The sequence below is a fragment of the Taibaiella lutea genome (assembly GCF_008629695.1).
In the GTDB taxonomy this organism is placed as follows: Bacteria; Bacteroidota; Bacteroidia; order Chitinophagales; family Chitinophagaceae; genus Taibaiella; species Taibaiella lutea.
Genome location: NZ_VWSH01000003.1, coordinates 1 through 13,503, shown reverse-complemented (window position 1 = coordinate 13,503; position 13,503 = coordinate 1). Strand labels below are relative to the sequence as shown.

The 13,503-nt window shown below is 38.7% G+C and carries 10 protein-coding genes; 6 read left to right on the top strand and 4 right to left on the bottom strand.

Annotated features, from left to right (window positions below; all coding sequences use genetic code 11):
- Nucleotides 1-126: 126 nt before the first annotated feature.
- From F0919_RS11220 to F0919_RS11210, 3 genes are all read left to right on the top strand, one after another.
- Entirely contained in the window at nucleotides 127-1,659 is a 1,533-nt protein-coding gene (locus tag F0919_RS11220) for a carbon-nitrogen hydrolase family protein (protein ID WP_150032865.1), read from the top strand.
- A gap of 69 nt (nucleotides 1,660-1,728) precedes the next feature.
- Nucleotides 1,729-2,391, top strand: coding sequence for a hypothetical protein (locus F0919_RS11215; RefSeq protein ID WP_150032864.1), 663 nt, complete (start codon nucleotides 1,729-1,731; stop codon nucleotides 2,389-2,391).
- A gap of 120 nt (nucleotides 2,392-2,511) precedes the next feature.
- Nucleotides 2,512-3,765, top strand: a complete 1,254-nt coding sequence (locus F0919_RS11210; protein ID WP_150032863.1) for a cation:proton antiporter — start codon at nucleotides 2,512-2,514, stop codon at nucleotides 3,763-3,765.
- Nucleotides 3,766-3,926: 161 nt separating this feature from the next.
- Here F0919_RS11210 and F0919_RS11205 read toward each other — a convergent pair whose 3' ends face one another.
- Nucleotides 3,927-5,246: a TIGR00341 family protein gene (locus F0919_RS11205; RefSeq protein ID WP_235903497.1), complete on the bottom strand. Its 1,320-nt coding sequence runs from the start codon at nucleotides 5,244-5,246 to the stop codon at nucleotides 3,927-3,929.
- A gap of 240 nt (nucleotides 5,247-5,486) precedes the next feature.
- The gene (locus F0919_RS11200; RefSeq protein WP_150032861.1) at nucleotides 5,487-5,834 is read right to left on the bottom strand and encodes a 4Fe-4S dicluster domain-containing protein; all 348 of its coding nucleotides are present in this window, start codon (nucleotides 5,832-5,834) and stop codon (nucleotides 5,487-5,489) included.
- Nucleotides 5,835-5,966: 132 nt separating this feature from the next.
- Between F0919_RS11200 and F0919_RS11195 the strand changes: the two genes are divergently transcribed.
- On the top strand, nucleotides 5,967-7,001 hold the full coding sequence (locus tag F0919_RS11195; RefSeq protein ID WP_150032860.1) for an acyl-CoA reductase: 1,035 nt from the start codon (nucleotides 5,967-5,969) through the stop codon (nucleotides 6,999-7,001).
- Between the two features lie 128 nt (nucleotides 7,002-7,129).
- Here the strand turns inward: F0919_RS11195 and dnaB are convergent, their stop codons facing one another.
- Nucleotides 7,130-8,824 carry a replicative DNA helicase gene (gene dnaB / locus F0919_RS11190; RefSeq protein ID WP_150032859.1) on the bottom strand — a complete coding sequence of 565 codons (1,695 nt, stop codon included), beginning with the start codon at nucleotides 8,822-8,824 and terminating at the stop codon, nucleotides 7,130-7,132.
- A 711-nt stretch (nucleotides 8,825-9,535) separates the two neighbouring features.
- On the opposite strand from dnaB, the gene rpe reads away from it, so the two are divergent.
- Nucleotides 9,536-10,183 carry a ribulose-phosphate 3-epimerase gene (rpe, locus tag F0919_RS11185; RefSeq protein WP_150032858.1) on the top strand — a complete coding sequence of 216 codons (648 nt, stop codon included), beginning with the start codon at nucleotides 9,536-9,538 and terminating at the stop codon, nucleotides 10,181-10,183.
- Nucleotides 10,184-10,280: 97 nt separating this feature from the next.
- On the opposite strand, the gene F0919_RS11180 is transcribed toward rpe, so the two are convergent.
- Nucleotides 10,281-10,700, bottom strand: coding sequence for a type II 3-dehydroquinate dehydratase (locus F0919_RS11180; protein WP_150032857.1), 420 nt, complete (start codon nucleotides 10,698-10,700; stop codon nucleotides 10,281-10,283).
- Between the two features lie 169 nt (nucleotides 10,701-10,869).
- On the opposite strand from F0919_RS11180, the gene F0919_RS11175 reads away from it, so the two are divergent.
- A complete protein-coding gene (locus F0919_RS11175; protein ID WP_150032856.1) occupies nucleotides 10,870-12,924 on the top strand; it encodes a M13 family metallopeptidase in 2,055 nt (684 codons plus the stop codon).
- Nucleotides 12,925-13,503: the final 579 nt, after the last annotated feature.

Genomic DNA, 13,503 nt, shown 5'->3' with positions numbered 1-13,503 from the left:
TATTTAGACGGTTTTAAATCTTGAAAGCCCTTACAGTTTCTGACATGTAAGGGCTTCCTTTTTTTTACAAAAAACTAACATTCAGTCGGTTATTATTTTGTATCTTTCTTCAAAGCAAAAACATTTATGGAAGTTATAGTAAGAAAGTTAAGAGCGGAAGATTATGAAGGTCTGAAATCAGCAATGATAGAGGCTTACGATGGAACAGGCGGTATCTGGCGTGAAGCAAATATTAAGAAATTACTCAAAATTTTTCCTCATGGTCAATTGTGTGTAGAAGTTGATGGAATGGTTGCAGCTTGTGCTTTGTCTATTATTGTGCAGTACAAATTATTCAGTGATGAACACACTTATGAAGAGATAACGGGTAACTATACTTTTAATACACACGACGACGATGGTGATGTATTGTATGGCATTGAAGTTTTTGTACATCCTGATTTCCGTGAGTTAAGATTAGCCAGAAGGTTGTATGATGCAAGAAAGGAACTATGTGAATTAATGAACCTGAAGGAGATAAAAGTAGGTGGCCGTATTCCCAATTACCATAAATACAGTGCAGAACTTTCACCTAAACAATACATCGAAAAAGTAAAAACTAAAGAGATCTATGACCCTGTTTTAAGTTTTCAGATTGCCAATGATTTTCATGTTGTAAGGGTGCTGACCAATTATCTGAAAGGGGATGTGCAGTCGAAAGAATTTGCGGTATTGCTGGAATGGAGTAATATTTATTATTCCAGGAAGAAAAATTCCATGAGTGACAGTATTATCAGGTTGGGGCTGGTGCAATGGCAGATGCGTCCTTTTGCGGATATGGAAAAATTCTTTGAACAAGTAGAATTTTTTGTGGATGTGCTGAGTGAATATAAAGCGGATTTTGCCGTATTCCCTGAGTTTTTCAATTCTCCGTTGTTAGCCGAATTCAATCACATGAGCGAATACGAATCTATGCGGGAGCTGGCCGGAAAAACAAAAGAGATACAGGCAAAAATATCTTCTTATGCAATTGCTTACAATGTAAATATCATTGCAGGAAGCATGCCCGTAATGGAGGATGGGAAATTGTACAATATTTCCTATTTATGCCACCGCGACGGAAAACTGAGCGAATACAGAAAAATCCATATCACACCTAACGAAACAAAATACTACGGTATAACCGGCGGCGATAAAATCAAGGCTATAGATACCGATTGCGGAAAAATTGGTATCCTTATTTGTTACGATGTCGAATTTCCTGAGTTGTCAAGGTTAATGGCTTTGGATGGCATGAAAATATTGTTTGTGCCTTACCTTACCGATACTCAAAATGCATATACGCGTGTGCGCAATTGTGCAATGGCGCGCGCTATCGAAAACGAATGTTATGTTGCCATTGCAGGTTGTGTAGGTAATTTGCCGGGTGTCAACAATATGGATATTCAATTCGGGCAGGCAGCCGTCTTTACGCCTTCTGACTTTGCATTCCCGACCAATGCGGTAAAAGCGGAAGCTACGCCGAATACAGAAATGACATTAATAGTCGATGTAGATTTGAACTTACTCAAAGAATTGCATCATTATGGTTCTGTAAGAACTATTTTAGACAGAAGAACTGATTTGTATGAAGTGAAAAGGGTAAGTAAGCAAAAACAGGAACTTCGATTGAAAGAATAAGACATTCTGTTTCAATAATTTTGAAGGGGTTACTTTTTCGCTCTTTTTGAATGAATGGATAAAATCCTTATGATGCTCTTCATTCGAATACGAACATTATTACCCGCTGTTTTTATAGCGCTTTTTGTAATAGGCTGTACTGAGGCTTTAACAGAGCAGAGCGCACAAACCTTTACTCAGCCGCAACCCGTTAATACGAAAACCTTGCTTCGGTTTCCCGGCGAGCTACAAGGAAAGTATCTGAGCATGGATGACAGTTCGATTATTAAAATAGAGCATAATTTTATTATCAGGGTTTATGAAGGCTGGAATAAAATTGCCAATTCTGCATTTGATTCATCTTTTACATGGAGTAATGATTCCGTAATTGAAAAAGGCTCTGAACAGAAATACTACGCTATAAAGCAGAAAAACAGCATATCCGTTTACACGTATTTTCAAGACACCGTAATTGTATTGAATGCATCTACCGTTTTATTAAAGAAGTTTAAAGGAAATTATTATTTAAATCAGCAGTTAGACAATCATAACTGGTCTGTGAAAATGATAAACATTTCAAAAAATAAATTAATGCTGAATGCTGTTTTCGATAGCACTCATTTGATAATTGATACTGTTACTTCGGAAGATATTGCAGCACCAAAACCGTTGAATCTATCTAAAAAAGAATTCAAAAAATATGTACAAAGCAATAATTTTGAGGAAAGAGAAGCATTTATCCGGGTAGAATAGACTTATTTCTACGTTTTTTTTAAATCTTTATTGTAAAATATCCTGCTTTAAATATGAATATTGAACAGTTCTAAGTAACTTCCATTGCAGAATATTTAAAATCAATCAGTTAGTAATCTTATGGAAATATTTGCCTTATTCTCTGTCTTAATATCATTGGCAGCTTTCTTTTCTTATATAAATGTCCGGTTCATAAAATTACCATCAGGTATAAGCCTGATGTTGATGGGAACCATTGCTTCACTTGCAATAGTTGCAATCAGCCATTTTTCACCGCCTTTTACAGAGATGGTTAAAGAGAAGCTTGCTTTGATTGATTTCTCCGAATTTATACTTGGTATATTATTGAGCTTTTTATTATTTGCAGGTTCGTTGCATGTACAAGCTAAGGACTTGCGAAAATCAGCAAAAAGCATTTTGAGCTTTGCCGTTGTCGGAACCGTCATATCCACTTTTGTTGTTGCCGGAGGTTTCTATTATCTGGTTCAGATATTTCATCAACAAATACCATTTTTATATTGCCTTTTGTTCGGAGCGCTTATAGCTCCTACAGATCCGATTGCGGTAATGGGCATACTTAAAAAAGCCAATCTTTCAAAAGAAGTAGAAACCAATATTGTAGGAGAATCTTTATTTAACGATGGTATCGGCGTTGTAATATTTGCCACTTTGTTACATATTACAATAGGTTCGGGCAATTTCGGACCGGCGGATATTACCTTGCTTTTCGTTAAAGAAGCCATCGGAGGAATCATAATGGGTATTGCCATTGGTTTTGGAGGCTATACATTGATCAAATCCATAGACAATTTCCAGACTGAAATATTGATAACCCTTGCTATGGTTATGGGCGGCTATACATTTTGCCATGCCTTGCATGTTTCCGGGCCATTGGCTATGGTAGTAGCCGGTATTATTACAGGCAACCGTGGTGAAAGGGCTATGAGTGATATTACCCGCGACTATCTTGGTAAATTCTGGGAAGTAACAGATGAAATACTGAATGCCATTTTATTCATGCTTATAGGGCTGGAAATAGTAGTTGTAAATTTCCAATCAGGCTATATCCTTATAGGTTTGGTAATGGCCATAGTCATTATCTTCATCCGTTTCTTCGCACTGTTTTTCCCTGCATTGGCATTCGGCTTCAAGAAAAAATTAGGCATGACTACCTTAAAGATCATGACCTGGGGCGGGCTACGAGGTGGTATTTCTATTGCCCTGGCGCTTTCATTGCCCATGAATGGTTATAAAGACATGATAGTGTCTATAACCTTTGTGGTGGTATTGTTTTCCATATTAGTGCAGGGTTTTTCTATCGGTAAAGTAATAACATACCTGAACCGGAAAAAGAAACCTGGAGAAGCTGAATAGATGTCAGGCATTAGATATTAGCCACAAAGCATTAGAGCAATAGTTTAATTCCATTATTGGTTTCTTTCTCTTGTTAATTCTTATAGGTTTTGAAAATCTATAAGAATCTATTAATCTTACCACATTTTTTATTGTGATTTGATTTTTTTCCAAAGGAAATTTTATTCCTGCTCAACTATTAACCTTATAGAATCTGCTTGCAGGCGGGTTTTGAGCCATGCATTCAGTTTTTCCCTTTCTGTCAATGTCAGAAATCTTTTGGTATCAATAACCACCATTGTCATGGAATCTTTATGTTGCAGGCTATCGAGGCTATGCATTATGGTTCTGGTGGCAGTGTAACTTTTCATTGCCGGAAATAATGCCTTCAGTTCCCCGCCTATATCAGGAAGATTGTCACCTAAACCTTCGTGGACTGTGTTAAACCGGTTGCTTGAATCTTTTTTGAACACATCTTCCAGAATACTCGCTTTTATCTGTGCAAAATCGATTTCCTGTTTGGCATCTAATCCTTGCTTCACATCCAGCAAAGTATGTTTAAGGCCATGTGCAGGCATCTTAGCTACAATAGAATCAATAGTAGATTGCGGCATTTCCGCACCTATCAGCAATAGCTCTATTTTATTTGTATCGCCACCATAAATATTTTTCTGATTTACGACTTGCGTTTTTTTGAGATGGAAATTACTGTTTACAAATTTTTGCGCGTTGTTTTCAAAAATACTTTTATCAACAATGCGGTAACCCAGATAAATACTTGGCAAAATTGTAATAATCAGAATAATGTATATATAACGTGAAATCTTATTCTCATATATCTTGTCTGTAAAATGGCGTCTCTCAAATTTTAAGAAACGTACAATAATGATGGTGCCATAACAAATAAAAACACTGTTGATAGAATACAAATAAATAGCTCCGAAAAAATAGGCGAGATTGCCCGTTGCCAGACCAAAACCTGCTGTACATAATGGTGGCATCAATGCCGTTGCAATGGCTACTCCCGGAATAACATTGCCTTTTTCCTTGCGGGATGCGCCCACCATTCCGGCCAGCCCGCCAAAAAAAGCAATGAACACATCCCAGATGGAAGGCGTTGTCCTGGCCAGTAATTCGCTTTGTGCCGTATGCAGGGGCGTAATTATAAAGTATAGAGTGGAAGTTACAATCCCGATAAAAGTGGCGACCAAAAGATTACGTAAACCTTTTTTTACCAAATCAACATCATATATGCCCAACCCAAGCCCCACGCCCATAATAGGCCCCATCAGCGGAGAGATAAGCATCGCACCGATAATAACGGCTGTGGAATTGACATTCAGCCCTATAGAAGCAATAAAGATGGCAAAGATTAAAGTCCAGAGATTGGCACCCACAAAATCAACACTTTTTTTAAGGGAAGATGTGATACTGTCTTCGTGCGCCTGATCAATAGATAAGTCGAATCTCGTTTTTATAATGTTGAAAATAGATTGCCTCATTTTATATATCGGTTTAGTTAAAGCGTTAATTTGTTACAGCTGATATATTTCGGGATATAAAACAAGTTATTATCGACACTTCGATAGCCCTAAAGAATACGTTATGTCTTGATTTTATTATTCCGGCATATCAGCTGATTTATACTGAACAAAAATCGTACCAAACTTTCGGAAAGAGTATAAAATAATAAAAACAGCCTCGAAGAAGCTGTTTTTATTATTTTAATATGTTGATATGTGTTATCCGTGTAACTTGGCTTGCTTAGCAAGCAATTCATCCACCGTTTCCTGATACATTTCATCAGGCACACAACAGTCAACCGGACAAACAGCCGCACACTGAGGCTCTTCATGGAAGCCCTGGCATTCGGTACATTTATCGGGAGATATATAATAAACATCAACAGCAACAGGGTCGTGTGGTGCATTTGAAGGCGTTACTTCTCCGTTCATCATGGTGTATTCACCTTTTACAGAAGTTCCGTCAGCAATTTTCCATTCAACGCCACCTTCATAAATGGCGGTATTAGGGCATTCAGGTTCGCAAGCCCCGCAATTAATACATTCGTCCGTTATTTTTATAGCCATATTCTAAATTGAAAATTAAAAACATATATCAATGCCCAAAAGGGTTTTCGGTAATTATTCCAAAATTTTGAGCATTAAAATTGGTTATCAAGCAGCAAAGTTACAATTTCGTTGCAGAAAAATATAATCTCTATGTCAGTATTAGCAGAAAGAATTGCATTAATGGTGCGCCTGGGTCAATATTTTAGCAGTAACGATGAAAATTGGCAATACGTTAAGGATAATGCAGAAAGAATGAATGGCTGGTTCACGCAACCTTTCATAGAATTGGCCGTGCAGAATATTACAACACAATTTCTTGAGGAAGACAAATTGAAAGCCTGGTTGGCACAATATCCAGAACTCCCAGATGAAAGCTCCGGCACCCGAACCGTAGGATTGGTAATGGCAGGCAATATACCATTGGTGGGTTTTCATGATTTTCTTTGTTGTTATTTATCGGGTAATAATGTTAAAGTGAAACTGTCATCAAAAGATACCGTTTTATGGGAGTACATCTTTAAGATATTAAGTAGCTGGGATGAGGATTTTGCGAAAACAGTCACTGTCAGCGATATGCTGAAAGATTGCGATGCCTACATTGCAACCGGCAGTAATAACTCTGCCCGTTATTTCGAGCAATACTTCAAAAGATTCCCCCATATCATTCGCCGCAACCGCACCTCTGTAGCCGTTCTGGACGGAACGGAAACTGTTTCGGAACTGGAAGCATTGGCCGACGATGTTTGTTTGTATTATGGTTTGGGCTGCAGGAATGTCACCAAGATATTTGTACCTGAAAATTATGATTTCGAAACCTTGATTCCTGTTTTCAATAAGTATAAAGACCATACCAATCATAATAAATACATGAACAATTATGATTTTCAACTGGCTATTTTCCTGTTGAACAAAGTACAATATATGACCAATGGCAGTGTGTTGCTGGTGCCGGGCGAAGGCCCTTTTGCAGCCATCAGCGTATTGCATTATGAAGTATACAAAGACAAGGCAGCATTGCTTAAAAACCTTGTTTCAAATGATGATTTGCAATGCATCACAACAAAACAGGAAGATGCAATGAAATTTTCCGGTAAAGCCATTCAGGGTTTTGGCGATAATCAGCAGCCTGCACTTGCTGATTATGCTGATGGTGTGGATACTATGGAATTTTTGACGAGTTTATAATAATTGCTACATCCACCATGCACAAAAAAAATTTGACAACTTTTGAAAAGTTGTCAAATCTATATCTCGCTAAATAATTGGATCTATTGGAATTTGAAATTTGTTTTTTGGGGATTTAAATTCATATCCTAAAAAGGTGCATCATCATCTTCAGGCGGCGGCTTGTAGCCTTTTAATTTTGATTTTCCTGCCGAAAATTCATCATCATCAAAGCTCATATTATTGGCTTTTGATTGCATAGTCTGGAAACCAGGAGTTATAATCAATTTGCTGTTGCCAAAATCATCCGGATGCTTCTTGATGCCCGCCGTAGGATCATCAAATCCGCCACCGGTAAATCCGCCACCTGAACCACCGCCATTTCCTCCTCCAAAACCACCACCATTAAAGCCGCCGCTCCAGTCATCTTTCGGGGCAGGTACAAATTGCTGATATTCCAGAATGGCTTTTAATTTTACGGTGTCCAAACGCCCGTTTCTGTGTTTCGCAATATTAATATGCGTCTCACCGTCAAATGGTTGCCCCGTAGTATCATCATTGCTGATGCCATAATATTCCGGACGATAGATGAACATAACCATATCCGCATCCTGCTCAATAGCTCCCGATTCCCTAAGGTCACTTAGTTGCGGAATTTTACCTTTATCACCGCCTCTTGTTTCTACGGCACGGCTTAATTGTGAAAGTGCAATGACCGGTATATTCAATTCCTTCGCAAGTCCTTTCAACTCTCGCGAAATCTTACTGATTTCCTGTTCACGGTTGCCTCCTTTATCCGTTCCCTGCATCAACTGCAGGTAATCGATAATGACCATTCCTATGTCGTTCTTTGTCTTCAAACGACGGCATTTTGCACGTAATTCAAAAATATTCAGACCCGCCTGATCATCAATAAATATCGGTGCCTTGGCTAAAGGTTCCATCCTTTGCGTAAGCTGTGCAAATTCATAATCTTCCAGTTTACCACGGCTGATATTTTCCAGTCGGACTTGTGTGGTACAGCTCAGCATACGTTTTACGATCTGCGTATTACCCATCTCCAGCGAGAAGATAGCCACGCCTTTCGGCTTGTGCTTATCCATTGCCGCATTCATGGCAAGGTTCAATGCAAATGCCGTCTTACCCACCGCCGGACGTGCTGCAAGAATAATCAGATCCGTTTTTTGCCAGCCACCTGTAATAGCATCCAAATCAGGGAAACCTGTAGGGACACCCGTTACATCATCTTTTTCTTCCCTTGCCTGTGAAATCTGTTCAATCGTTTCCACCAATATGTCTTGCATACTGGAGTAGTTTTTACGAAGGAAATTATTACTTATTTCAAAAAGGTCAGACTCCGCTTTATCCAGCAAATCGAATACATCCGTTTTGTCTTCATAAGCATTGGCCATCATTTCACCGCAAATCTTAATCAACTCACGCTGGATGTATTTCTCCATCACAATACGCGCGTGGGCAATAACGTGCGCACTGGTTACTACGCTCATAGTGAGCTTGGTAAGGAAATAAGCCCCACCTATCAGTTCCAGTTCATCTGTTTTGCGGAGTTCTTCGGTAACAGTCAGCAAATCCACTACCAGGCCCTTTTCAGGCAGTCGTTTAATGGCTGAAAATATACGCTGGTGGGCATCTACATAAAAACATTCAGCCGAAGGAAGTACTTCCAGCACATCCGTCAACTTGTCTTTTTCCAGCATGATAGCTCCAAGAACTGCTTCTTCCAACTCTTTAGCCTGTGGAGGAATTTTACCGTAAATCACATTACTCAGGTCCGGCTTCCTGTTTCTCACATTGCCTAATTCTTTCTTTATGTTTACAGACATCTCGTTCTTTTCTTTGATGGAAGCAAATGCTTCTTGTTTTTAATAATTTAAAAAACTTTCAAAGCCAAAGAACCTTTTCTTCTTCGAATCATCGGGTTTTCACTTATGCAAATTCTCTTTTTATTGCAGAAATGATGGTGATTTTCGTTTCTTTTATATTCCAAAAAGATGGATTGTTATTCAACAATGGGTTTGTGTATCCGCAAAGCATCTGCAATGTATTCTGTTATTGTTTTTGTCGATGCGAAGCACAATTATCGTTTAAATTCTACTATTAAGAAAAGGTTATTACTTTTTTAAGGAGGGCTAAGGTAAGTTCAAAAATCAGTCACGCGTCCAATTTCAATCAATAAATTTTTAATCCTATGACTAACAGCTTATGCACGTACTTTTATCCTTTATCCACACACTTCGTTTGGCTTATTACCGGTTTTGTGGCAAAGCTAAGTCGAATTCACGGTTTATCCACAATTAGGTGTGAAAAAATGCACGCAGGTTTTTTTGGAATTACCATAATTTTTTCTTCTGATTTAACGGCAACCTTCATTTTTTTTCAAATGATATAAGGTTTACTTTTGCAATGATTTTATTAAACCGGAAATCATTTTTTTCAGAAGAAAGATAAGTTCTAAAAGGACAAATTCGATGAATGCATTCCGGGAAAATCTAAAGTCTGATATCTAATAGCTAATTATCTCAAATTCAAGAAACATGCCTTTAATTGCTCCTTCCTTGCTTTCTGCCAATTTTTTAAATCTTGAAAAAGATGTTGAAATGATAAACCAAAGTGAAGCCGACTGGTTTCACGTTGATGTGATGGACGGTCGTTTTGTACCAAATATCAGTTTCGGGTTCCCTGTTTTAAATGCGGTTAATAAAATAGCAAAAAAGACTTTGGATGTGCATTTGATGATTGTAGAGCCGGAAAAATACATTGCTGAATTTGCAAAAGCAGGTGCCAACTATCTTTCCGTTCATATAGAAGCATGCAACCATTTGCACCGTACGATTCAGATGATTCATGGCGAAGGCATGAAAGCCGGTGTTGCAATCAATCCGCATACGCCTGTTCATCTGCTTTCCGATATTATTGCAGACATTGATTTGGTTTGTATGATGAGTGTGAACCCGGGTTTTGGCGGACAGAAATTTATCAGGCATACGTTGACTAAAATTGCGCAATTAAAAACATTGATAAACCAATGTGAAAGTAAAGCCCTGATTGAGATTGACGGTGGCGTAACTTTAGAAAATGCCGGAGAAATTATTGCTGCCGGTGCCGATGTTTTAGTTGCCGGAAATACCGTATTCAGTGCTGCTAATCCAACTGAAATGATCAGCAAACTGAAAGCGATATAAATTTATAAAACTACACACAAACAAAAAGACGCATCACGATGCGTCTTTTTGTTTGTGTGTCAGGAAAGATTTATTTGTGTATCAGGAAAGAATCACATTAATGTTTTAAAAACCATTCCACCGCCTCCGCATATCCCTCCAGGCCGTGGCCTGTTATCATGTGTTTAGCCTGTAAAGCAGTATAAGAGTGCCGTCTGAAATCCTCTCTTTTATGAATATCAGAAATATGAACCTCCACAACCGGTACATTAATAGCTGCAATGGTATCAGCCAAAGCTATGCTCGTATGTGAATAGCCGGCAGCATTTAGTATAATACCAGCTGCAATTTCATTCAACGATTGCATTTTATCAATCAATGCACCTTCATGATTGCTTTGGAAATATTCAAAAGCAACGCCGGGAAATCTTTGTTGCAACTCTGTGAAAAAATCTTCAAAGCTTTTACTGCCGTATATTTCGGGCTCACGTTTACCCAATAAATTCAAATTAGGCCCATTGATAATAGCTATTTTCATTCTTTAATTATTCTAAGTCAAAAGTAAACAAACTTAATGATGCCTTCTCGACCTTTAAAAACTCAATAAATATCTTTATTCAATTTCCCCCGAAAATTCCCCCTTCTTTTTATTTTAAAAAGTGTTATGAAATATTACATTTGCAATTCATTTAAAACAATAAAGCAAAATGAGAATTGCAAATTTGTTACTCAGCAGTGTTGCTGTTGGAACGTTAGGCCTTGCTGCATCGTGTCAGTCCACCGGAGACGGAACTGCAGCAAAAAGCGATTTCAAATTCATCGACCGCGCCAATATGGATACTACCGTTAAAGCAACGGATAATTTCTTCTTATACGCAAACGGTGCATGGTTGAATACCGCAAAAATACCCGGAGACCGTAGCCGTTGGGGTAGTTTTGATGAATTGGGCGAAAGAACACTGAATGATCTTCATACCCTGTTGGAAGATGCTGCAAAGAGTAACGCGGCCGAAGGCAGTAAAGAGCGTATGGCAGGCGATTTCTACAAAAGCGGTATGGATTCCGTTACAATTGACAAAGCCGGTATCACTCCTTTGAAACCTGTTCTGGACCGTATTAGCGCGATTACAAATACACAGCAATTAATGGACGAAATAGCAATGGAAAACACACAAGGTGTCGGTGGTGTTTTCTCTTTCGGTGTTGGTCCTGATGATAAAAATGTAACAAAAGAGATTTGCCAGTTCGGACAAGGCGGACTTGGTTTATCTACCAAAGATGATTATTTCGCAAAAGATGCCCGCTCTGCTCAAATCAGAGAGAAATATTTACTGTATATACAGCAAATTCTTCAGTTGATGGGTCAGGATGAGGCTACAGCCAAAGCAAATGCAGACAAGATTTTCAAGCTTGAAACAGCTTTTGCATCTGCGTCATTAGCACCTGTTGAAATGCGTGATCCTCAAAAATTGTACAACAAATTTGATTTGGCTACAATTAACAAAATGACACCGGGCATGGATTGGAAGGTGCTGATGGATAAACTAAAAGCTTCCGGTCAAGACACTGTTTTAGTGGGTATGCCTAAATTCTTTGTTGAATTTGCAAAGCAATTAAGCGCTACGCCGATTGAAACATGGAAATTGTACCTGAGTTATAACTTTACAAGCGATATGGCTCCTTACCTGAGCAAAGATTTCAGTGATGCAAGATTCAATTTTTACAGTAAAGAATTAAGAGGAATAGAACAGCAACAGCCTCGTTGGAAGCGTGTAAACAACATAATTAATAACGCTATTGGTGAGCAATTAGGTCAGTTATATGTTGATAAACACTTCAAGCCTGAGGCTAAGCAACGTATGCTTGAATTAGTGAATAACCTTCAAAAAGCATTCAGCGAACGTATCAATGGTTTGGATTGGATGAGCGAAGCTACAAAACAAAAAGGATTAGCCAAGCTAAACACTTTCATCAAAAAAATCGGTTATCCTGACAAATGGAAAGATTACTCTACTTTAAAAATCGTTCCAAACAATTATGTTCAGAATGTCTTGAATGCTTCTGCATTTGAATACAATTACATGATGAACAAATTGGGGAAACCTGTTGATAAAACAGAGTGGGGCATGACGCCGCAAACGGTTAACGCTTATTACAATCCTGCTTTCAACGAAATCGTTTTCCCTGCTGCAATCCTTCAATTCCCGTTCTTCGACTTCAATGCTGATGATGCGGTGAACTATGGTGGTATCGGTGCCGTTATTGGTCACGAAATGACACATGGATTTGATGATCAAGGTGCACAATATGACGCTGATGGAAATCTGAAAGACTGGTGGACTCCTGAAGATAAAACCAAATTCACTGAAAGAACACAACGTGTAGTTCATCAATTCGATGCTTACACTGTATTGGATTCTATTCATGTGAATGGTAGTCTTACCCAAGGTGAAAACATAGCTGATTTGGGTGGCGTGACTATTGCTTATACAGCATTCAAAAAAACCAAACAAGGCCAAAGCAATGAATTGATTGATGGCTTTACGCCTGATCAACGCTTCTTCTTAAGCTGGGCACAAGTTTGGCGTGGTAAAGCGAAGCCTGAAACTTCAATGGAGTTGATCAAAACAGATCCGCACTCTCCTGGTATCTGGCGTTGTAACGGACCATTGTCCAACTTCGAACCTTTCTACAAAGCTTTTGGCGTAAAAGAAGGGGATAAGATGTGGCGCGCAGACAGTGTCCGTGCTAAAATATGGTAATTAAATTGTTCCTATAATAATGAATGGCTGCTCGATCGGGCAGCCATTTTTATTTAATTTCTTTTTGCTTTTGATATACAAAAGAACGGACCAGACAACGATTAAAGTAGCTAATAAGCCATCTTTCATCTTATATCACTACAAACTTTGCGTCATTACGCCTCTACAGGAATTTTCCTGCAAATAAATGACAACCCCTTCACGTTTTTTACCTTCAAACCACCTTCCTCCCGCGCTTTGGCGCCTCTGCGGGAAGGATAAATGCTCCCCCGCTGAAAGTTTCTTTGCATAACCTGTTGCCAAAAGTCAATGATATCCTTGCTAATCAGGGCGTAACAAACGAGGCTACAGATTGTTTTAAATAAATATCTGGCCTGAGAGCGGCTGTGACAGGAGCTTTCATTAAAATGTCGATGTTTATTGCTGCAAATAATAACAAAAGATTTTGCCGATTGGAAATGAGGTCCTACTTTTGCACCCCGCTGAGAGATAAAGGCAGCGGACAAAGTTCTTAGAAAAGGGTAGGAATTTCATCCTGAAAGCCGCGTCGCTGCTACTTTTTTAGTTTAAGGGTTCAGT